This window comes from Victivallis lenta, assembly GCF_009695545.1.
In the GTDB taxonomy this organism is placed as follows: Bacteria; Verrucomicrobiota; Lentisphaeria; order Victivallales; family Victivallaceae; genus Victivallis; species Victivallis lenta.
In genome coordinates this window covers 347,682-367,847 of sequence record NZ_VUNS01000001.1, presented here as the reverse complement: position 1 = coordinate 367,847, position 20,166 = coordinate 347,682, and the positions used below count along the sequence as shown (strand labels likewise).

Sequence of the window (20,166 nt, the reverse complement as noted above, 5' to 3'; positions counted from 1 at the left end):
GGAGTGCGGCACGGGCAAATTTTTTGGAAAAAATCCGAAAAAACATTTGAAAAAACAGAAAGACGCGGTATCTTAAGAAGCTGTTGCCATCGGTTATTTTCCGGTGGGTTGATAGCTCAGTCGGTAGAGCATCGCCCTTTTAAGGCGGTGGTCCCGGGTTCGAGTCCCGGTCAACCCACCATTTTTATTGAAATAAGTTTGGTTTAACGATAGAAGCCGGCCGGCCGTTGTTCGGATGCGCCGGGGAAATGAGGAACAAAATGAGCAAAGTCTGCGAAATGTGCGGGAAGACCAAGGCCAACGGCGGCTGCATTACCCGCAAGGGTCTGGCCAAGAAAGCCGGCGGCATCGGTATGCACGTGGTCAAGAACGTGAAGCGTACCTTCGAAGCGAACCTCCAGAACGTCAAAATCAATGCCGGCGGAACGGTCAAGACCGTCAAGATGTGCGTGCGCTGCATCCGCACCGGCAACTTCGACAAGGCGTAATTCCCGGCTCCCGGAGCCGTATTGTCGATATGAGAGCGGGCGAGTGCGAAAACTCGTCCGCTTGTTCTTTCTAATATAAATTCTTCGGTGGAACGGATATGTTCGGATTAGGGGATTTTCAGATTGTCGCCGCTCTGGCGGGGTGCGTCGGAATCACGCTTTTCGGCGTGGTTTACGGAACGGTGAACTGGAACCGCGGTTCCGACCCGAGGAAGGAAGAGGCGCAGATGCGCTGCCGGCGCCGCAGCCGGGCCCGGCGCCGCATGAAAGCGGAGGGGCGGCAATGACGCCGCCGCTGCTGCTGGCCGCCGCCGACTCCGGCAGCGGCATGAATACCTGGGTGCTCGGCACCCTTATCGCCGTGTATCTCGGCATCATCGGCTGTCTCGGCTACCGCGGTTTCCGCCGGACCGCTTCGAACAAGGACTATCTGCTGGCCGGGCGTTCGGTCAATCCGTTCGTCATGGCGATGAGTTACGGCGCGGCTTTCATCAGCACGTCGGCGCTGGTCGGCTTCGGCGGCATCGCGGGGCAGTTCGGCATGGGGCTCATGTGGCTCGTATTCATGAACATCGCGATCGGCATCGTGGTCGCTTTCATCTTCTTCGGGCCGCGCACGCGCCGGATCGGCCTCGCGCTCGATGCGCACACTTTCCCGGAATTCATGGGCAACCGCTTCGAGTCGAATTATCTGAAGGTGTTTCTCGCCGCGATCATCTTTCTGTTCATGCCGCTCTATTCGAGCGTGGTGCTGATCGGCGGCGCGCGGTTCCTTCAGGAGGTCATGATGATCGACTACGGCTGGGCGCTGGCGGTTTTCGCGCTCGTGGTCGCGGTCTATGTCGTTTTCGGCGGGCTCAAAGGAGTCATGTACGTCGATGCGATGATGGGGACGGTCATGATCGCCGGCATGCTTTCGCTGCTGGTCATGTGCTACTGGAAGCTCGGCGGCGTCGCAAGCGCGCACCAGGCTCTGACCGATATGGCGCCGCTGGTCGCGGAGCGTTTGCCGAAGGAGGCGGCGCTCGGCCACCAGGGATGGACCGCCATGCCGAAATTCAATTCGGTCTGGTGGTGGACGCTGGTTTCGAGCCTCATGCTCGGCGTCGGCATCGGCGCCCTGGCGCAGCCGCAGCTCGCGGTCCGCTTCATGACGGTCAAGAGTACGCGCGAGCTGAATCGGGCGGTCGTGATCGGTTCGGTTTTCATTCTCTGCACGGCGGGTGCGGCCTACATGGTCGGCGCGCTGTCGAACGTGTTTTTCTACCATGCCGACAAGGGGATTGCGGAAGGCATCTCCGGCAAGCTCGCGATCGAGGCGGCCGGGGGGAATCCGGATCTCATTATTCCGCTTTTCATCCGTCAGGCGCTGCCGCCGGTGATCCTCTACATTTTTTCGCTGACGCTGCTGTCGGCGGCGATGTCGACGCTGAGTTCGCTGTTCCACGTGACCGGTTCGGCGATCGGACACGATTTGTTCCGCAACCTTTCAAGTGTGAAGCGCGACAGCGTGCTCATCACCCGATTGGGGGTGATATTCGGGATCGCGGTCAGTGTGGTCCTCGGGATCATTCTGCCGCCCGGAATCATTGCGCGCGGCACTGCGATCTTCTTCGGCGTCTGCGCGGCGGCTTTTCTGCCCTCCTACTGCGCCGCGATCTACTGGCGGGGAGCGACCCGGTTCGGCGTCTGGCTGTCGATTTCGGTCGGCGTCGGCGTGAGTCTCTTCGGGCTGGTGTTCCTGCACAGCAAGGAGTCGGCGGCGCTCGGAATCTGCCGGGCGCTGTTCGGCAGGAATGAGCTTGTTTCGGAATTTCCGTGGCCGTATGTGGATACCCTCGTGTATTCGCTGCCGCTTTCGTTTCTCGCGCTGGTGATCGGCAGCTGGTGCTCCGCGAAGCCGTCGCCGGCGCATATTAAAAATTGTTTTGAATCATATAAAATAGACGGGTGAAACCAATGGCGTTCAAAAACATCTCAAATCAGGTCAATTTTCCGGCGCTGGAATGCGAGGTACTCGAGTTCTGGAAGGAGTCCGGCATCTTCGAGAAATCGCTGAAGCAGCGCAAGGGCGGCCCCGAATACGTCTTTTACGACGGTCCGCCGTTTGCGACCGGCCTGCCGCATTACGGACATCTGCTGGCCGGCACGATCAAGGACGTGGTTCCGCGCTACCAGACCATGCGCGGCAACTACGTCGAGCGTTCGTTCGGCTGGGACTGCCACGGGCTGCCGGTCGAGAACGAGATGGAAAAGGTGTTGAAGCTGCAGAGCAAGCGCGACATCGAGGCGTACGGCGTCGACAAATTCAACGAGGCGTGCCGTTCGATCGTGCTGCGCTACACGTCGGAGTGGGAGACGGTCGTGACCCGCATGGGCCGCTGGGTCGATTTCCGCCGCGGCTACCGCACCATGGACCGCAATTTCATGGAGTCGGTCTGGTGGGTGTTCAAGGCTTTGTGGGACAAGGGGCTGGTGTATGAAGGCTACAAGATCCTGCCGTACTGTCCGCGCTGCGCGACGCCGCTGTCGAACTTCGAGACGAATCAGGGGTACAAGGAGGTCGTCGACCCGGCGATCACGATCCGCTTCAAGCTGCGCGATGAGGAGAACAGCTACATCCTCGCGTGGACCACGACGCCGTGGACGCTGCCGTCGAACCTTGCGCTCGCGGTCGGTCCGGAGGTCGATTATGTGAAGGTCAAGGACGGCGACGAGTTTTTCTATCTGGCCGAAAACCGTCTCGGCGCGTATTACAGGGAGACGCCGGAGATCGTCTGGCGCGGCAAAGGCGCCGACCTGGCCGGGCGGCGCTACGAGCCGCTTTTCAACTATTTCGCGGAGCTGGACGCGCAGGGGGCGTTTCAGGTGCTCTGCGGTGATTTCGTCAGTATCAGCGACGGCACCGGCATCGTGCACTGCGCGCCGGGCTTCGGCGAGGACGACAATGCGCTCTGCAAGGCGGCGGGGCTTCCGGAGGTCTGCCCGATCGATGCGGAGTGCCGCTTCACGGACGAAATTCCGGACTACGCCGGCCGCGCGGTCAAGGAGACCGACAAGGAGATCATCCAGCGGCTGAAGGATGAGGGTAAGCTCGTCCGCCGCGACCAGATCCGGCACAGCTATCCGCACTGCTGGCGCGATGACGGCCCGCTGATCTACCGCACGATTTCGACCTGGTTCGTCCGGGCCGAGCAGCTGCGCGACAGGATGGTCAAAAACAACCAGTCGATCAACTGGGTCCCGGCGCATCTGCGTGACGGGCGGTTCGGCAAGTGGCTCGAGAATGCCCGCGACTGGGCGATCAGCCGCAACCGCTTCTGGGGGACGCCGCTGCCGATCTGGCGCAATCCGGAAGGCGAGGTCATCGTGCCGGGCAGCGTCGCGGAGCTTGAGAAGCTGACCGGGCGGAAAATCGAGGATCTGCACAAGCATTTCATCGATAAGCTCGAAATCCCGTCGCCGACCGGAAAATCCCCGCTGAAGCGGGTCGAAGAGGTGTTCGACTGCTGGTTTGAATCCGGTTCGATGCCGTATGCGCGCATGCACTATCCGTTCGAAAACAAGAAGCAGTTCGAGGAGCACTTTCCGGCCGACTTCATCGCGGAGGGGCTCGACCAGACCCGCGGCTGGTTCTACACGCTGGTCGTGCTCGCGTCGGCGCTGTTCGACCGGCCGCCGTTCAAGAACGTTCTGGTGAACGGGCTGATCCTGGCTGAAAACGGCCAGAAGATGTCGAAGCGCCTCAAGAACTATCCGGACCCGATGGTTGTGGTGAATACCTACGGCGCGGATGCGCTGCGGCTCTTCATGCTCGGCAGCCAGGTCGTGCGCGCCGAGGACCTGAAGTTTTCGGAGGCGGGCGTGAAGGAGATCCTGCGCGGCGTGATGATCCCGATGTGGAACGCGCTGTCGTTTTTCACGACCTATGCGAATGTGGACGGCTACGAACCGCCCGCCGGGGAGGTGCAGCCGCCCGCGAAGGCGTCGAACGTGCTGGACCGCTGGATTCTGTCGTCGGCCTCGCAGATGGTCGAGGAGATCCGCGGCGAGCTCGATGCGTACAACCTGCAGAAGGCCGCGAACCGGTTCAGCCGGTTCATCGACGACCTGACCAACTGGTATATCCGCCGCAGCCGCCGCCGGTTCTGGAAATCGAGCGACGACGCCGACAAGCGCGAGGCGTACCGGACGCTGCACTATGTGCTGCTGACCTTTGCGAAGACCGCCGCGCCGTTCATCCCGTTCACGACCGAGGCGATCTACCGTACGCTCCGGACGAAGGAGATGCCGGAGTCGGTTCACCTCTGCGACTATCCGGAGCCGAACGACTGCCGTGACGAATATCTCGAAAAGCAGATGGAGCTGACCATGACGGCGGTGTCGTCCGGCCGCTTCCTGCGCACCGCGAACAACCTGAAGGTGCGCCAGCCGCTTGCGAAGGCGGTGCTGGCCTCCCCGGATGCCGCGTCGCGCAAAATGCTCGAGGAGACCGCCTGGATCGTCGCCGAGGAGCTGAACGTGAAGAGCGTCGAGTTCAGCGACGACGAAGAGGCGCTGGTCAGGCGCTCCGCCAAGGCGAACTTCAAGGTGCTCGGCAGCCGCCTCGGCAAAAACATGAAGGAGGCCGCCGCGAAGATCCAGGCGTTGACCGGCCGCGAAATCGGCGACGTCCTCGCCGGGAAGCCGTACAAGCTTGTGCTGGCGGACGGCACCGAAGCCGAAATCACGGCGGAGGATCTCGTCGTTCAGCGCGAAGAGAAGCCGGGCCTGGTCGCCGCGAGCGAGAACGGCATCACGATCGCGCTGGCGACCGAGCTGACGCCGGAGCTTGAGGGGGAAGGCTTTGCGCGCGAACTTGTCAGCAAAATCCAGAATCTCCGCAAGGAGAAGGGATTCGATGTGACCGACCGGATCCGGGTCGTCTGCTTGGTGCCGGAGAAGCGGGAAGCGGCTCTCGAGGCGAACCGGGCGTACATCTGTGAAGAAACGCTGGCGGTCGCCTTCGAAACCGGTCCGGCGGAAAACGGCGCGGAAGCCGATGTGAACGGCGAAAGCTGCCGTATCTCGGTGGAGAGGGCGTGACGTTATGACGAACCGCACCCGTTACGGAATCGCGCTTGGCCTGGTGCTGCTTACGGTGCTCGTTCTGCTGGTCGTGCGGCTGGCGGACCGGACGGCGGAGCGGAATGCGAAGTTCGAGCGGACGTTTCCGGTAATGGGTACGGTTGCGAAGTTCACCTTCTACGGCCCGCCCGAGGCCGCCCGCGAAGCGGCGGACCGGGCCGGCGCCGCGTTCGACCGGGTGGTGGAGCTCTGCAATCTGTACGACTCCGGCAGCGAGCTCTCGCGCCTGAATGCGAAGGCGGCGGAGGAGCCGTTCGTCTGTTCCCCCGAGCTCTGGTATCTGCTGCTCGAGGCGCGGAAGGCGTATCTGTTTTCGGACGGCGCCTTCGATATCACGGCGAAGCCGCTTATGGATCTCTGGGGATTTTACCGCAAACGCGGCGATACGCTGCCGTCGCGGCAGGAGATTGCCGAGGCGCAGGCGAAGGTCGGTCTCGACAAAGCCTCCTTTGACGACGCCGCCCGCAGTGTGAAATTCACGGTTCCGGGCATGAGCTTCGATCTCGGCGGAATTGCGAAGGGCTACGCGGTCGACCGGGCGGCGGAGGAGGCCGGGAAGGCCGGCATTCGGCGCGGTGTGATCGACCTCGGCGGAAATCTGCGGCTGCTGCCGAAGCCGCCGCCGGGACAGGAGGCCTACCGGGTCGGCATCCGGAATCCGCAGAAGCGGAGCGAGCTGCTTGACGATGTTCTCGAGCTCTGCGATGTATCGCTTTCGACCAGCGGGGATTACGAGCGGTTCGTCACGATCGGCGGCAGGCGGTACGGACACATCATGAATCCGGTGACCGGGCTGCCGACGCAGGACGGCGGGTCGGTTACGGTGATCGCGCCGTCGGCTCTGCTGGCCGACTGGCTTTCGACGGCGGTTTTCCTCGGCGGGGAGGAGCTGGCCCGGCGGGCGGAGTCCGCGTTCAGCGGCGTCGCCGTGATCATCACCCGCCCGGAGCCGGAGAAGCCGTGAAGCGCTTTCTCATACCTCTGCTTCTGTTTCTGATCGGCTGTATTCCGGCAGGTGCGGCGATCGCGCTCGAAGGGGTGAGCCGGCCGCTGCAGATGCTGGTTGTCTGTGTGATGGTTCTCTATCTGACCGGTATTCTCGACTGGTATGCCTTTTTCAGCCGGGCGGTGCGGACGGCGAAGCGGACGAAAATCGTGGTCGGAATTTTTTCGGCATTTCTGTTTCTTGCAGTCTGGCTTGTGCTTCTCCGGGTGGTCTGGGAACAGCGCTGACGAAGGAGGTGCGTTCGATGCATCCGCTGTTGATTTACATCGGTTCCGGCTGGATCTTCTGGGGCGGCGTGATCACTTTGCTGGTCTCCTGTCTGTCGGGGATCGGAGCGGGGAAGGGGTGGCGGCTCCATCTGGCGCAGACGGCGGCCGTGCTCGGCATTCTCCAGATCGCATTGTCATCCACACCGGTTCCCGGCTGGCTCTGGTGGCTTCTGCTCCTGGCCACGGCCGGTACGATGGCGGCGCTGCAGTTCCGGTACGGAAAGCGCCGGATTGTGCAAGGGGTGTTCGGGGCCGTTATTCTGGCTGCGGCGGTGTTTGAACTCCCGTACTGGCTGGACGGAGAGCCGGTTGCGGTCCGGGGGCGCGTCCGGATTCTGGCCGACTCGATCAGCTCGGGGATCGGTTTTGCGGGCGAGCGGGTCTGGAGCGTGCTGCTCGATGAGGAGCACCCGGGGCGGATCGAGAATCGCGCCGTGCCGGGCAGCCGGGTCTCGACGTCGCGCCGGACCCTCGAACAGTTCCGGTTCTGTCCCGGTGATGTACTGGTGATTGAGCTCGGCGGCAACGACCTGCTCGGCGGCGTGCCGGGAGCCGAATTCCGGCGGAAGCTCGACGGGCTGCTCGGCGTTGCGGCGTCGTTCGATGTGCCGGTTCTGATGTTCGAACTGCCGCTGCCGCCGTTCCGAAGCTCGTATCTGCGGGCACAGCGGGAGCTGGCGGCGAAATATGGAGTGACGCTGATTCCGCGCCGCCGTTTCGCCGCGGTGCTGTCGGGGGGCGGGTCAACGGTGGACGGATTGCATCTGTCGAATTACGGTCACGGGAAAATGGCGGCGGTTGTGCGGCGCTGTTTGCTGTTCGATTGAGAGCTTGTCAGTTGATAAGTTCTTAGTTCTTTGAGGTTTTGTCTGGCGGGAAGGAGAAGCGGAAATGCGTGATTTCAAGTGGGGATTTTCGACGCTCGGGTGCCCGGAGTGTTCGTTGGGCGAAGCGGTTGCACTGGCTGACGAGTATGATTTCCGGATGCTGGAGCTTCGTTCGGTCGACGGTTCGATCGATCTGCCGAAGGTGTTTGAGGAACCGGAGAAGCGCGCGCAGCTGAAGCGTCTGGCCGGGGAAGGGCGGATTCGCGTTTTCGGCAGTTCGTTCGGCATTTCGTCCCGCAGGAACAATTACGAGGAGCTGGCGGCGCTTGGCCGCCTGGCCGACGAGGCAGGGGTTCCGTATCTGCGGGTGTTCGGCGGATTCGATTTTGCCGAGGAACTCGATTCCGAAAAGCTCACGGTCGCGCTCGAAAACCTCGCCTGGTTTCGCGGGCAGAACCTGAAGGCGAAGCTTGCGCTGGAGACGCACGACGGCTATTCGTCCGCAGCGCGCTGCCGCCGGCTGCTCGACCGGGTCGACGGGGAGCTGCCGGTCATCTGGGATGCGCATCACACCTGCCGTTTTGCCGGCGAAACTTTCCGGGACAGCTGGGAGCTGCTGGCCGGGCATGTGGTCGATATCCACGTGAAGGACAGCAGACTCGATTCGGACGGCAAGCTCGTCGCCACCGTTCCGGGCGAGGGGGATCTGGCGGTTCCGGAACTGCTCGAACTGCTTGAAGAGGTCGATTACACCGCTCTGGTCACGCTCGAATACGAGAAGCTCTGGCACCCGTATCTGCCGGAAATCCGGGTCGCTCTGGCTGCTGTGAACCGTTTCTGGCGGAACTGCTGAACAGTCTGATCAAAAAATGGCGTTTATCTGCGAATTTCAGCCGTTTTTTTGACGGTTCCGGTTGCCGAAGCGTTTCGGACGGGGTATATTGACGGAGGAAACGCTGTCGAACGGATCAACGCGGGAGGAGGCTGTCATGATTGTGCCGGACACCATGCGGACTGCTGAGCCGGGGAAGCTTCGCGGCCGAATCCGGTTTCGAGTCGGGCAAGAACCTGAGCCTGGCTTTCCGGCGGATCTGCAAGATGAGCCCGACCGAGTTCCGCAGCCGCCACCAGAAGCCGGCCGACGGGGAAGGGTAGATGGAAGGCCGCATAAAGGCGGCGAAGCCGCCGACGGCACCGGCACCTTGCCGGTCGGGTTCCAAGGGTGAAGCGCCTTGGCCGTCGGAGACAAGCTGCGGGCGGAACGACCAGCTCACAAACCGAATCGGAGATTCGGACGGGGAGCCCGCACGGTCTGTTGCGCGAATGCGCATAAAGACCGCGCCCCGGAAGGGGCGTGCAAACTCACCAATCAATGTTGCTTCGCATTTCAACCATGTCGGCGGCTCCGGTCAATCCATGCTTGCCGGGGTGACGGTGCGATAGACCTTTTGGTCGCTCCGCGGCTTTTGCCGCGTCGCTCAGGCCGTGCGAAGCGCCGCAACTGCGTTGCGGTCTTCTGAGCTGGAGCTTCGCCCGGATCGGCTTGGGGCGCAGCCTCAAACTCCGCCAGGGGGCTTCGCGCCCCTTGGAACCTCGCCAGGGCCGAGGGCCCTGAACCCGGTCGCTTGCGCTCCCCTTCCGTATGTCGGCCGTGCAGCGCTTGTTGCGTTGCGGTCTTCTGGGCTGGAGCTTCGCCCGGATCGGCTTGAGGCGCAGCCTCAAACTCCGCCAGGGGGGCTTCGCGCCCCTTGGAACCTCGCGGGGGCCGAAGGCCCTGAACCCGGTCGCCCGTGCTCCCTGTTTTCCGTATTAAAACGGCGAGAGGCGTTCGCGGCGGCGGCGCAGGTATTCCGCCGGAGTCACTCCGAAGTGGCGTTTGAAACTGCGGCTGAAGTGGAAGACGTCGCAGAAACCGAGGGCGGCGGCGGTTTCCGCCGGCGTCGAACCCGCGCTCAGCAGTTCGTGCGCCCGGCGCAATCTCAGCGACTGCCAGTAGGCGCCCGGCGAACTGGTCATGGTCTGCTTGAACAACACGGTAAAGCGCGATTCCGACAGGTTCGCGCGAGCGGCGGCCTCTTCAAGCCGACACTTCCCGGCAAGGTTGCGGCTCATGAAGTCGAGCGCCGGAACGAGCCGCCGGAGTTGTCCGAGCCTCTCCGGCGTATCCTCGCGTTCCCGGCAGGCCGCGGTAACCGCTTCCACGAGCCGCAGCCCCGCGCTCTTGCGGAACAGCATCTGCCGGAGCGCGGAAGCCGGAGGCCCGGCCAAGAGATTGCGGCACGCCTCCCGGATGCGTGTGCTTTCCGGCGGCGTGAACTTTTCCGGCAGTTCGAAGAAATCGAGAAAATCCATCCCGTGCAGCAGCGTGATCCGAAAGTGACACCAGACGGAAACAGGGTGTTCTCCTTCACGGGTCCGCAGCCGGTGCAGTTCGTTTTTGCGGATCAGGTAACCCTCGCCGTCGCTTACTGCGGTGACGCGGGTTTCGCGTTCCGCCCGGCTCGACATGCCGTCGTTGCAGACCAGCACGTGAAACGGAAAGCGCCGCCGGCCGGTGTCGTTACCGCGGTTCACCGGTGTGACGCCGCCGTCCAGAAACTCGAAATCCAGAGGCACATTTTCGATTTGTTCCATGAATTTCTCCCGGTTTCAGTTGAAAAAAAGTGATTTTTTACATAAAGATAACAATATCCTGCATTCCGGAAAATGCAAATGTGCGGTATCATTAATGGCAGCAACACGGAGGCTGTCATGGGAAAAAGTATGGACATCGGATTTTTGCGGAAACTGGCGGAAGGCTGCGGCACACCCTGCCGCTGCGAATTGATCGAACAGGGGTGGGGCACGCTGGCGCGCGGTGTGAATCTGGTCCGCACCGGTCCGCTGAAGGTCGGGGAGACGGAGTATGCGTACGGCTTCGGAACCCACTCGCCGAGCCGGATACGGATCGCTTCGACGGAACCGCTGCGCCGCTTCCGCGCGGTCGTCGGGATCGAACGGAACGCCGCCACGGATTCCGGGCGCGCTCGGATCGCTCCGGCGTTCTTTTCGGTCGAAATCGGCGGGAAATGCGTCTCCATTTCACCCGCCGTCCGTTATGCCGACGGCGGAGTCGCGTTTGAAGCGGAGCTGAACGGGGCAGCGGAGTTTGAGCTCATCGTCGAGTCGCCGGCGGGAATCGACCTTGCGAATGTCGACTGGTGCGCGCCGGAAGTCGAGACGGTTTCCGGCTGCGTGATGCGGCTCGGCACACGCGAATTCGGTTTCGGCGCGGGATCGCTTCCGGTCGGCTTCCGCTTCGGCGGGCTCGACGCTGCGGAGTTTTACCGCCGGTACGGGATTGAACGCCGCAGTGAAGAGCGCGGCGACCATACGCTTTTCTCCGCAGTGTCGGGCGGTGCGGATTCCGGGCTGCGGCTCACGGTGACCATGAAACTGTTCCATGAGCTGCCGGTGCTGGAGTACCGGGTCGCCTTTGAGAATCCGGCGGCGGACCGTTCCCGGCGCCTCTCCGGGGTCGATTCGCTGCAATTGTCCGTCGGCATGCCGGAAACGCTGCGGCTGCTGCGGCGGCACGGCAGTTTTCAGCTGCCTGACTGCGGTTTCAGGGAAGCCTTCCGCGATTCGTTTACGCCCGTGGAGGAGTCCCTTGACGGGGCGGAGAAAACGATCCGTTTCGGAGCGGTTGGAGGCCGCCCGTCGGTTGACTGGCTGCCCTGTTTCGACCTGACCGACGGCGTTTGCAATCTGCGCATCGCCATCGGCTGGTCCGGTCAGTGGAGTGCGGAGCTCGTGCCGCAGCCTTCGGCCGCCGTTGTGGATATCCGGGCCGGAATCGAAGAGATCGATATGGTGCTTGAGCCCGGCGAACGGATCGAGCTGCCGTCGGTCGCGCTGGTCTGGAACGAGTCCGGCGGCACGGAACGCGGCGTGAATCTCTGGCGCCGGTTCCTGCGCGAAAAGATTCAGCCGCGCATCGGAGGGAAAATCGTGGAGGTGCCGCTCAGCAGCTCGAACTGGGGCGGCATGACCGAAGCGGAGCACCTGACCCGGATTGCGAATATCGCGGCGCGGAAAATGCCGTTCGAACTGCACTGGATCGATGCGGGCTGGTACGGGCCGCCCGGATCGTACAGTCCCGATGAATTCGATTCGACCTAGAGCAGTACGACCGGCGACTGGAAGTTCAATCCGGCGATCCTGCCGGAGAAGCTGCGGAACATCTCCGCCGCGAGCCATGCCGCCGGAATGAAGCAGATGCTCTGGATCGAGCCGGAACGGGCCGTGAAGAACACCCGGATTTACCGTGAGCATCCGGAGTATTTTCTGGCCTCTTCGGAGACCGGCGAGAACCTGCTTTTGAATCTCGGCCGCCCGGAGGCGTGGCAGTGGTGTTTCGATACGCTGTCGGAGTTGATAGAGGAGAATGCGCTCGACTGGCTTAGGATCGACTTCAACATTTCACCGCTCGGCCCGTGGCGCGAGAATGACGCTCCGGACCGCCGCGGCGCGAACGAGATTCGTTACGTTGCCGGGCTCCGGCGGCTCTGGCGGTCGCTGCGAAAGAAGTTTCCGCAGCTGGTGATCGATAACTGCGCCTCCGGCGGGCGGAGGCTTGAATTCGAGGCGCTGCGTTACAGCATTCCGCTCTGGGCCAGCGATATGCAGTGCGCGGACGGCTTCGACCCGGAGTGGCAGCTGACCCATGTGGCCGGGCTTTCTCACTATCTGCCCGCTTTCAGCTTCGGCGTGCAGAATCAGGCGGGCGGCGACACCTATAACTTCCGCGCTTCGATGGGGCCGGGGCTTGTGGTGCATTACTTCATGTATGCTTGCCGGCCGCCGGACCCGGCGTGGCCGCATGCGTGGCTGAAGGAACGGCTCGCCGAATACCTGCGCGCGAAGGAGTGCTTCTCCGGAGATTATTACTGCCTCGACGCATTTCATGCCGGAATCGGGGCGTGGACGCTCATGCAGTTCGACCGGCCCGATCTCGGGCGCGGCATCCTCGAGGCGTTCCGGGGGGAGCGAAGCTTCTACCGCTCCGCCGACGTCCGGCTGCGCGGACTTGAACCCGCCGCGGAATATTGCGTCGAGGATGCGGACGGCGGCTTCGAACCCTTCACCGCTGCCGGAAAACAATTGATGGAAGACGGAATCACACTGTCGCTTCCGGAAAAACGTTCAAGCCGCCTCGTCTTCTACCGGAGGAAAGATGCGGATCGCCGTTAGCATCACCCTGTTTCTGCTGTTTCAGGTCGCGGCGGCGCTGCTCTTCAAATGGGGCAGCGCCGGCGGCGGCCGTTACTGGTTCGGGTTTGCGGGCGGAAACCTGATCGGCATAACGAGCATCCTGTTTTTGATGCGCATTTACCGCGAGCTTCACCCGAATCTGGCGGCGGCGGTCTGCACGGGCGGTTCGTTCCTGCTGATCCAGCTGGCGATGGCGGCCTGCTTCACGACGGGCCTGTCGCCCGGTCAGTGGAGCGGTGTGTTTCTGACGGCTGCCGGGATTGCGCTGCTCGCGCTGGCCTGAGTCAGAGCCTTTCGTTTTTCCGGAACGCTTCGAACAGGATCCGCTTGCGATCGTTGTCCGCCGGGCCGGAGGGATTCCGGTCCGGCGTGTTTCGCGGGAGTCAGTCGCGCCCGAGCATGACGGCGCGGCGCGCGGCGCGGCGGTTCAGGGCGTCCCAGGCGGGCTGGTCGACCGCGTCGGGCCACTCGCTTTTCACCGCCCCGGTCTGCTGGAACGGCACGGCGATCCAGCTCGGGAAGTTCCGGTCCGACATCCGCAGTTCGACCGGGAGATAGGTCATGACGTCGGCGAATTCGCCGGCGGTCAGTTCGACTTCGATCGAATGGCCGGCGCCGTTGCGGGTCATGAGAACCTGCTGCGGACCCGGCGACATCGTCCACCCCTCCGGCAGCTGCCACTCCGCCGTGAAAGCGCGGCAGTCGAACGGGCAGCCGTAGAAGGTCAGCCGGAGCTTCTGGCTCTCTCCCGGCTGCATGACCGGGCTCTTTTCGTACTCGACTTTGAATTTGCCGTACGGCAGCGGGAACGAGAGTTCTCCGGATGACCTGGCGAGCACGCGCTTCGCGGTTTCGCCGCCGTCGGCGAGGCGTTTCTGCAATTCGCCGTCAACGGCCGTCTCTCCATCGGTCAGCCGCATGAGGGTCGGATTCTCGAAGTCGGCCTCGATCTTGCAGCAGATGACGCGGTCGGTCAGATCGCCGAGCGTTTCGGGGACGTCGAGCTGGAACGGGTTCACCGCCACCGTCTTGATTCCTTCCCCGATCGGTTCGATCCATTCCTTCGGGATGCCGGAACGGCCGAGGAGGATGCCGAGCACCGCGCCGCAGGTCGCGCCGGTGCAGTCGGTATCGTCGCCGCAGTTGACCGCGGTGCAGATCGATCTGCCGAAATCTCCCCGGCCCCAGAGCAGTCCGACCACGGTGAAGGCGACGTTGGCCGGGGCCTGGAACCAGCCGAGGTCCGCGCTGTCTTCGACGATCCGGCTGCGGGCGGTTTTCCAGTCGTGACCGGCGGCGAATTCGTCCACCGCGATCCTGACGCTGCGGGCGACGCGGCAGTCGGCCGGAATCCGCGCGAGCGCGATCTCGATCAGTTTGCCGATGTCGCTTTCGACGAAGGCGGCCGCTTCGAGCGCTGCGGTGAAGATTTCGGCGTAGATGCCGTCGCCGGCGTGATCGACGCAGGCGTCGCACCAGGCGAACGGCGCGACCTCGTCCGGTTCGCCCGGAAACAGGCACGCCCAGATTTCGGAGCGGATCCACGCGCCGTTGCTGTTCTTCCACTGGCCGTTGTTGCAGAGCCCCGAGAGCGGCGGGAAAAGACCGTTGATCATGTTGAACTTGCCGATGCCGTATTCGTTCCACGGTCCGGTGATGAAGCGGAGCCAGTATTCGCCGAGAATGCGCTCGTCAACCCGGTAGAGGCCGTTGTCCTCGATGGCGCGCAGCCAGACGAGCTGAAGGTCGAGGTCGTCGTTCGGGGCGGGATGCCCCTTCAGGTCCTGCGTGTAGAACGTCACGTCGAAGATGTCGCGTTTTCCCTCCATCGGAGCGCCGAGGGTGCCGCCGATGTTCTTGCCGGTCCAGCAGCCGAGCACCTTGTCGCGGTACTCTTCGCGGTTCATGAAGCTTTTGCCCGGTACTTTCGTGTGGAACATGTCTTTTTCTCCCTGAATGTTTTCTGGTGCTGACACGGAATGCGTTTCCCGTCACGGCTTCATTATACCTCGGCCCGGTCCCGGAAACAAGGCGCGAAAGCGGATTTTGCACCGCAAATAACCGCAAACGGGTTTGCGGCGCCGCCGTTCCCGGTGTATGGTATGCCGAATGGAGGGAACGCAGGATGAGACGGACCTTGATGAAAGACCTGGCCGCGGCGGCCGGAGTTTCGGTTTCGCAGGTGTCGCGGGCGCTGGCCGGGAAGCCGGACGTCGCGCCGGAGCTGCGGCGGCGGATTCTCGAACTCGCGCGCGAGAAGAACTACCGGAACTGCACGGCGGTCCACCGCCGGACGGTCGCCGTGCTGGCCGGGCGCATGGACGAGTTTTCTTCGAGCCTCGTGAACGAGCTGCTGGCCGTGGCGCGGCAGAAGGGGTGGCGCATGGTGATCGTGCCGCACGAGCATCTGGAATTCCTGGACGACCGGTTGTTCGACGGGGCGATCGGGCTTGCGGCCAGCGAACTCTCCCGCACCTGGCACGAGCGGCACCGCATTCCGCTGGTGGTCATCAACAGCTACGGCTGGATGCTGGACCGGGTCTGCTCGGTGTTCCCGGATTCGAACGGCGAGTCGCGCCTTGCCATGGAGCACCTGATCTCCCTCGGACATCGGAAGATCGCCCGGCTGCGGCTGATCGGGGAGAACGCATCGGAACAGGAGACGAACCGCGGTTACGACGAGTTTCTGCGCGTGGCTTCGGAGTATGGAATCCGCGACAGTGTGCGTTACTGCCATGCGCCGGACTGGGAGAGGCTCGAGCTGCGGATTCGTGAACTTGTCGGGGAGGGTTTTACCGGTTTCATCGCGATTTTCATCGACGGCGCTCCGAAGGTCATCGACGCGATCCGGAACTGCGGGAAACGGATTCCGGAGGATATTTCGCTCGTCGCCTACGAGTCGGCCGAGATGACCGCCCACCTGACTCCTCCGCTGACCGCGCTGGCTTACGACTACCGCGGTCTCGCCGCCGCGGCCGCCGGGCGGCTCGAGCTTGAACTCGAGGGGTGCGGCAAGCTGCGGCAGATCGTCGTTCCGGGGCGGCTCATCGTCCGCGCTTCGACGGCTCCGCCGCCCGGTTTTTCCGCCGGAGACGGCGGGAGGGGGCGGGAACTTTGACCGGGGTGTCATCTCTGCCGTGTCCCGGAACGGGAAACGCAGTTCGCTGCGGACGGACGGGGAGCGGCAGATGCCGGACTTCTCCGGATACAGCGCGGGCGTCCGCCGGAATATTCACGCACGATTGACCTGATGCCGGGCTGGCGCACGATCAGGTCGTCGGCTTCCAGAAGGCTCAGCGCTTTTTGTACCGGGAAACAACTGATGCTGTATCGGCGGCAAAGCTCGTTCTCCGACGGCTGCGCCGTACCAGGCGCGAAGTTGCGTTCCCTGATCTGCGCAGAAAGAGTACCGGCGGTCTCTTTGAAAACCGGAATTTTCTGTTCCATAATGATGACGTACCTGTATGAATTACTTGTACGGAATTATCATGGGCCGGAAGCACGGAAAAGTCAAGAACGAAACTTGGGGAAACCGTGTTTTTATTGAAAATTCCTGCAAATCGAACAAAACAGTAAATTTTTCCGGAATGCTTCTTGCTTTTTGAGACGGAGTCTGGTATAATATAGTCAAATGTCCGATAATGTCTGATTGTAAAATAAAGGGATCACGATGTCACTGCAGCCCGATGGTACCGCTGCGCGGGAGGGAGTCAGAATCCGCCATTATATCGTCAGCCTGCGTTATCGCAATCCGGGCAAGGCGTTCCGGATTCCAACCTCCGTGGAACTTGCAAAGATGTTCGGCGTGGCCCGCAGCACGGTGACGCTGGAGCTTAAGGCGTTGACCGAAGACGGAATCATCATCGGCAAGCGCGGGGTCGGCACCTTCACCAATCCTGCGATCGAATACATTTTTCCCGAAACGGAACACGCTTCTCCTCTGATCGGTCTGCTCTGCGGCGACGGGCAGCGGTTTTTCTATGAACATTATGCCTGGAGCATGCTGGCGCGGACCGGGCTGGAACTGACGCAGCGCCAATGCAATGTCAGTTATGTCTCCGGGCCGTTCAATGCCGGTGAAATTTCAGAGAGCTTCCTGCGGACGGGCCTTTCCGGAGGAGTCTGGATCTCACCGCCTGAGTGGGCGGCGGAACCGTGTGAGCGCCTTGCGGAAGCGGGTATTCCGGTGGTGACGGGCGAACAGGAGCTGCCCGGAATTCCGGGGGCCGGATACGACTTCGAAGAAACCGGATGCCGGATCGGCCGGATGCTTTTGGACGAAGGATGCCGTTCAATTGCGATTCTGTTGAGCCACGAAGTCACCGATCTGGTGAAGGACGGGATTGTCCGCGCTTACCGTGAAGCCGGCGCGGAACCGGAATTCCGGCTCTACTACCGTTTCCCCGAACAGCCGGGGCTCGAACAGTTCGGGCGGGATGTCGCCGCCGGCGACGTGCCGGACGCGGTTTACGCCCACGGCTACAGCTCCGTTCGGGCGTGGAAGACGCTTAATGACAACCGGATTCCGCCCGGGCGCTGCAGGCTGATCGTCAACCGGCACTCCCTGCCGGGTCCGGATTTTCGCGGCATCCTGTTCACCCATCCGGAAGAGGCGCATGCAGAGGCGCTGGCAGGGCAGTTGATTTCCCGTCTGCGCGGGGAGGAGCCGCAGCCCCGGTTTTGCCGGATTCCCTGCGATGTATGCCGCATCAGGACCCCGGAGGACGCCCCGGTATTCCTGCCGCCGCCTTGAATCCCATCGCTCCCGCGGCATCCGGTTTTACATAACACACATCCAGGAGGAAGCGAAACAGAAACACTTTGTCTGAAATTCATTCGAGGCATCCGATTCCACATGACACAGGTACAGGGAGAAAAAATGAAACAGAAGCGTTTTACACTGATTGAACTTTTAGTTGTGATCGCGATCATCGCCATCCTGGCGTCAATGCTGCTGCCTGCGCTGAATCAGGCGCGTGAAAAGGCGCGGAGCTCCACCTGTTCCGCCAACCTGAAACAGCTTGCCCAATGCCAGCAGCTTTATGTGGACGACACCGGCTGGGCGGCGATCAACACTCTCTGGTCATATGGGGGAGACGCAAATGAAAACCGCGCCTGGTGGTGGACGCTTGTGCGCGGCGGCTATCTTGCGCAAAAAGAATCCGGCACGGGATGGACCGGGAGCGGCGTCACTCTCTGTCCAACCATCGGCCTGAACAGCGAGGCGAGGCGCTCAATTTATTCACTGAACCATTTCCGGGGACTCCCCAACGGCGGGCCGGACGGGAATTTTGCCAAACTCATGACCCGTCATTCCCGCCGGGTGATGATGGTCGACGGCTTCTCGTCGGCTTATGCGCAATTCTCCTGGGCAGGCATGTGGGTCTGGGGGCTGCCCGAAAGCACCAGTTTCGACCACAGTGCCGAGCCGCGCCATGCCAACCGGTGCAATGTCGCTTACTGGGACGGGCATGTCGGCAGCGCCACCCGCAATGAACATGTTTCCTGGACCCGCGCCGACGAAGCCTGCCTGATCAATACCATGCCGTAAGGAACGTCGAACATGTATTACAGACTGTTGCTTTTTCTCCTTGCCGGAGCCTGCCTGCTCCCGGCCGCGGCCGCACCCGTCTGGGAGTGCGATTTCACCCGTCCTGAAATCCGCGAGGCGGTCCGGAAAAGTCCCTGCGCTTCTTTGAAAAAAGGCGCAGACGGTGTCTGGACGCTGGTTCTGGACGCTCCGGCCGGCAGGAGCGGCGCCGTCACCGTTCCGCTGCCGGCCGGGAAGCTGGCGGGCAAGTATGTCACTTTTGAGGCTGAAATCGCATATCGAAACGTCACGTATCCTGTCGGTGCTCCCTGGAACGGCGTCAAATTCATGGCCTCCTTCCTGAACGGAGAAGGCAGGAGAGTCTATCCGCAGTGGGACGGCTTTCCGCAGGCGGAGCGGTGGGGAAGGCATGACCGGCGGCGCGCCTACTGGCGGTACGCTTATCCGGCCGACGCGAAGGATTGCAAACTGACGCTCGGGCTGGAAACCTCTTCCGGGTATGCGGAGTTCCGGAACGTACGTTTTTTCACGGAAGAGGCGCCGGTTTCCATATTGACGCTTTCTCCGGTTCCCAAAGCCCGCTACGATGCCGTCCTGCCGCCGCGCGGCCGGGGAGTGATGTCGCCCTTCAGCATCGACAGGATGGATGAGGACGCATTTCGGACACTGGCCGATTGGAAGGTCAACCTGCTGCGCTGGCAGCTCAACCAGCCGCAGGGCAAGGGCGATCCGGCTTCCTATGCCGCCTGGGTCCGGGAACAGTATTCCGTGCTCGACCGCCTCTTCGAAATGGGTGAAAAATATGGAATATGGATTGTCGTGGACCTCCATCTGGCAAGTTCCATCCTGCAAACCGCCGACGGACGCGATACCGTCGTTGAAATCTGGCGCGGCCTGGCCCGCCACTGCAAAGGAAAGCCCATGCTCTGGGGATACGATTTGCTGAATGAACCGAATACCGCCAGTTCCGAACCGGGGCTGGAGATGTTTGCGGAGTATCAGGGGCGACTGGTCCGGGCGGTCCGCGAGATTGACCCGGATACGCAGGTTATCGTCACCGGACATTACGGTTCCCACGGCGGCCTTGAATTTCTGCCGGTTTATCCCGAGAAGAACATCGTCTACACCATCCACTTCTACCGGCCGAACGAATTCACCCATCAGCTGGACCGGAGAGCCGGGACGTTCCTGCGCTATCCCGATGCGAACCGCAATTGGGACAAACGGTATTTGCGCCGGATGCTCGCCGGTACGCGGGAGTTCCAGCTGAAAACGGGCGCACGCATTTATGTCGGCGAATTCAGCGCAATCCGCTGGGCTCCCGGCGCCGACCGGTATCTTCGCGACTCGCTCGAACTCTTCGAAGAGTACGGATGGGATTGGAGTTACCACGCCTTCCGGGAGTGGGACGGCTGGTCGCTCGAACACTCCGACGATCCGGCGGGCATCCGGCTTGATCCGGAGAACGGGCGGCTGCGTGCCGTGCTCGAAGCGCTTCGGCGCGAGCGCTGACGTCTGCCGGCGGAAATGCTGCTGACCCGTTCGAGCTGCCGCGGACCAACCCGATTTTCCTGACCGGCCGGGGTGCCCCGCGATTGAGCTCGCGCTCCCGCATGTAAGTGAACCGAAATAAGAGCTTACTCCT

The 20,166-nt window shown here is 62.3% G+C and carries 19 protein-coding genes and 1 tRNA gene; 17 read left to right on the top strand and 3 right to left on the bottom strand.

The window, feature by feature from the left end:
• Positions 1–105: 105 nt before the first annotated feature.
• The 10 genes from FYJ85_RS01480 (at position 106) to FYJ85_RS01435 (ending at position 8,872) form a co-directional block, all read left to right on the top strand.
• A tRNA-Lys gene (locus FYJ85_RS01480) sits at positions 106–181 on the top strand.
• Between the two features lie 79 nt (positions 182–260).
• On the top strand, positions 261–488 hold the full coding sequence (locus tag FYJ85_RS01475) for a large ribosomal subunit protein bL28 (protein ID WP_106053234.1): 228 nt from the start codon (positions 261–263) through the stop codon (positions 486–488).
• Positions 489–586: 98 nt separating this feature from the next.
• Entirely contained in the window at positions 587–775 is a 189-nt protein-coding gene (locus FYJ85_RS01470; protein ID WP_106053233.1) for a symporter small accessory protein, read from the top strand.
• A complete protein-coding gene (locus FYJ85_RS01465; RefSeq protein ID WP_206212916.1) occupies positions 772–2,442 on the top strand; it encodes a sodium:solute symporter family protein in 1,671 nt (556 codons plus the stop codon). Before FYJ85_RS01470 ends, FYJ85_RS01465 begins: the two co-directional genes overlap by 4 nt.
• A gap of 5 nt (positions 2,443–2,447) precedes the next feature.
• The gene (gene ileS / locus FYJ85_RS01460; protein ID WP_154416764.1) at positions 2,448–5,573 is read left to right on the top strand and encodes an isoleucine--tRNA ligase; all 3,126 of its coding nucleotides are present in this window, start codon (positions 2,448–2,450) and stop codon (positions 5,571–5,573) included.
• A gap of 4 nt (positions 5,574–5,577) precedes the next feature.
• Positions 5,578–6,579 (top strand): FAD:protein FMN transferase, encoded by a 1,002-nt coding sequence (locus FYJ85_RS01455; RefSeq protein ID WP_154416763.1) that lies wholly within the window; start codon positions 5,578–5,580, stop codon positions 6,577–6,579.
• Positions 6,576–6,848, top strand: coding sequence for a hypothetical protein (locus tag FYJ85_RS01450; RefSeq protein WP_106053230.1), 273 nt, complete (start codon positions 6,576–6,578; stop codon positions 6,846–6,848). The genes FYJ85_RS01455 and FYJ85_RS01450 overlap by 4 nt, the downstream gene beginning before the upstream one ends.
• A gap of 17 nt (positions 6,849–6,865) precedes the next feature.
• Positions 6,866–7,717, top strand: a complete 852-nt coding sequence (locus FYJ85_RS01445; protein ID WP_154416762.1) for an SGNH/GDSL hydrolase family protein — start codon at positions 6,866–6,868, stop codon at positions 7,715–7,717.
• Positions 7,718–7,781: 64 nt separating this feature from the next.
• Complete coding sequence (locus FYJ85_RS01440; protein ID WP_106053228.1) at positions 7,782–8,570, top strand: sugar phosphate isomerase/epimerase family protein; 789 nt, start codon at positions 7,782–7,784, stop codon at positions 8,568–8,570.
• A 140-nt stretch (positions 8,571–8,710) separates the two neighbouring features.
• The gene (locus FYJ85_RS01435) at positions 8,711–8,872 is read left to right on the top strand and encodes a hypothetical protein (protein WP_154416761.1); all 162 of its coding nucleotides are present in this window, start codon (positions 8,711–8,713) and stop codon (positions 8,870–8,872) included.
• 654 nt (positions 8,873–9,526) lie between these two features.
• Here the strand turns inward: FYJ85_RS01435 and FYJ85_RS01430 are convergent.
• Positions 9,527–10,351, bottom strand: a complete 825-nt coding sequence (locus FYJ85_RS01430; RefSeq protein ID WP_154416760.1) for an AraC family transcriptional regulator — start codon at positions 10,349–10,351, stop codon at positions 9,527–9,529.
• A gap of 117 nt (positions 10,352–10,468) precedes the next feature.
• On the opposite strand from FYJ85_RS01430, the gene FYJ85_RS01425 reads away from it, so the two are divergent.
• Genes FYJ85_RS01425 through FYJ85_RS01410 form a run of 3 tightly spaced genes read left to right on the top strand, consistent with a single transcriptional unit; the run spans position 10,469 to position 13,253 of the window.
• Positions 10,469–11,878 carry an NPCBM/NEW2 domain-containing protein gene (locus FYJ85_RS01425; RefSeq protein ID WP_206212915.1) on the top strand — a complete coding sequence of 470 codons (1,410 nt, stop codon included), beginning with the start codon at positions 10,469–10,471 and terminating at the stop codon, positions 11,876–11,878.
• A 36-nt stretch (positions 11,879–11,914) separates the two neighbouring features.
• A complete protein-coding gene (locus FYJ85_RS01415; protein ID WP_338116690.1) occupies positions 11,915–12,949 on the top strand; it encodes an alpha-galactosidase in 1,035 nt (344 codons plus the stop codon).
• On the top strand, positions 12,933–13,253 hold the full coding sequence (locus tag FYJ85_RS01410) for a hypothetical protein (RefSeq protein WP_154416756.1): 321 nt from the start codon (positions 12,933–12,935) through the stop codon (positions 13,251–13,253). The genes FYJ85_RS01415 and FYJ85_RS01410 overlap by 17 nt, the downstream gene beginning before the upstream one ends.
• 100 nt (positions 13,254–13,353) lie before the next feature.
• Here the strand turns inward: FYJ85_RS01410 and FYJ85_RS01405 are convergent, their stop codons facing one another.
• Positions 13,354–14,910, bottom strand: coding sequence for an ADP-ribosylglycohydrolase family protein (locus FYJ85_RS01405; RefSeq protein WP_154416755.1), 1,557 nt, complete (start codon positions 14,908–14,910; stop codon positions 13,354–13,356).
• Between the two features lie 185 nt (positions 14,911–15,095).
• Between FYJ85_RS01405 and FYJ85_RS01400 the strand changes: the two genes are divergently transcribed.
• Complete coding sequence (locus FYJ85_RS01400; RefSeq protein ID WP_106053223.1) at positions 15,096–16,088, top strand: LacI family DNA-binding transcriptional regulator; 993 nt, start codon at positions 15,096–15,098, stop codon at positions 16,086–16,088.
• An 8-nt stretch (positions 16,089–16,096) separates the two neighbouring features.
• Here the strand turns inward: FYJ85_RS01400 and FYJ85_RS01395 are convergent, their stop codons facing one another.
• Positions 16,097–16,417 carry a GntR family transcriptional regulator gene (locus FYJ85_RS01395; protein WP_106053222.1) on the bottom strand — a complete coding sequence of 107 codons (321 nt, stop codon included), beginning with the start codon at positions 16,415–16,417 and terminating at the stop codon, positions 16,097–16,099.
• A gap of 223 nt (positions 16,418–16,640) precedes the next feature.
• Here FYJ85_RS01395 and FYJ85_RS01390 point away from each other — a divergent pair, with 223 nt between their 5' ends.
• The 3 genes from FYJ85_RS01390 (at position 16,641) to FYJ85_RS01380 (ending at position 20,033) form a co-directional block, all read left to right on the top strand.
• Positions 16,641–17,723, top strand: a complete 1,083-nt coding sequence (locus FYJ85_RS01390) for a helix-turn-helix domain-containing protein (protein WP_106053221.1) — start codon at positions 16,641–16,643, stop codon at positions 17,721–17,723.
• A 126-nt stretch (positions 17,724–17,849) separates the two neighbouring features.
• Positions 17,850–18,521, top strand: a complete 672-nt coding sequence (locus FYJ85_RS01385; protein WP_154416825.1) for a prepilin-type N-terminal cleavage/methylation domain-containing protein — start codon at positions 17,850–17,852, stop codon at positions 18,519–18,521.
• 12 nt (positions 18,522–18,533) lie between these two features.
• Entirely contained in the window at positions 18,534–20,033 is a 1,500-nt protein-coding gene (locus FYJ85_RS01380; RefSeq protein ID WP_154416754.1) for a glycoside hydrolase family 5 protein, read from the top strand.
• The last annotated feature ends 133 nt before the right edge of the window (positions 20,034–20,166 follow it).

Excerpts from the sequence above, each read along its gene's own strand:
- FYJ85_RS01475 (WP_106053234.1), top strand. The coding sequence starts at position 261 with ATGAGCAAAGTCTGCGAAATGTGCGGGAAGACCAAGGCCAACGGCGGC.
- FYJ85_RS01470 (WP_106053233.1), top strand. The coding sequence starts at position 587 with ATGTTCGGATTAGGGGATTTTCAGATTGTCGCCGCTCTGGCGGGGTGC.
- FYJ85_RS01465 (WP_206212916.1), top strand. The coding sequence starts at position 772 with ATGACGCCGCCGCTGCTGCTGGCCGCCGCCGACTCCGGCAGCGGCATG.
- ileS (WP_154416764.1), top strand. The coding sequence starts at position 2,448 with ATGGCGTTCAAAAACATCTCAAATCAGGTCAATTTTCCGGCGCTGGAA.
- FYJ85_RS01455 (WP_154416763.1), top strand. The coding sequence starts at position 5,578 with ATGACGAACCGCACCCGTTACGGAATCGCGCTTGGCCTGGTGCTGCTT.
- FYJ85_RS01445 (WP_154416762.1), top strand. The coding sequence starts at position 6,866 with ATGCATCCGCTGTTGATTTACATCGGTTCCGGCTGGATCTTCTGGGGC.
- FYJ85_RS01440 (WP_106053228.1), top strand. The coding sequence starts at position 7,782 with ATGCGTGATTTCAAGTGGGGATTTTCGACGCTCGGGTGCCCGGAGTGT.
- FYJ85_RS01430 (WP_154416760.1), bottom strand. The coding sequence starts at position 10,351 with ATGGAACAAATCGAAAATGTGCCTCTGGATTTCGAGTTTCTGGACGGC.
- FYJ85_RS01425 (WP_206212915.1), top strand. The coding sequence starts at position 10,469 with ATGGGAAAAAGTATGGACATCGGATTTTTGCGGAAACTGGCGGAAGGC.
- FYJ85_RS01410 (WP_154416756.1), top strand. The coding sequence starts at position 12,933 with ATGCGGATCGCCGTTAGCATCACCCTGTTTCTGCTGTTTCAGGTCGCG.
- FYJ85_RS01405 (WP_154416755.1), bottom strand. The coding sequence starts at position 14,910 with ATGTTCCACACGAAAGTACCGGGCAAAAGCTTCATGAACCGCGAAGAG.
- FYJ85_RS01400 (WP_106053223.1), top strand. The coding sequence starts at position 15,096 with ATGAGACGGACCTTGATGAAAGACCTGGCCGCGGCGGCCGGAGTTTCG.
- FYJ85_RS01395 (WP_106053222.1), bottom strand. The coding sequence starts at position 16,417 with ATGGAACAGAAAATTCCGGTTTTCAAAGAGACCGCCGGTACTCTTTCT.
- FYJ85_RS01390 (WP_106053221.1), top strand. The coding sequence starts at position 16,641 with ATGTCACTGCAGCCCGATGGTACCGCTGCGCGGGAGGGAGTCAGAATC.
- FYJ85_RS01385 (WP_154416825.1), top strand. The coding sequence starts at position 17,850 with ATGAAACAGAAGCGTTTTACACTGATTGAACTTTTAGTTGTGATCGCG.
- FYJ85_RS01380 (WP_154416754.1), top strand. The coding sequence starts at position 18,534 with ATGTATTACAGACTGTTGCTTTTTCTCCTTGCCGGAGCCTGCCTGCTC.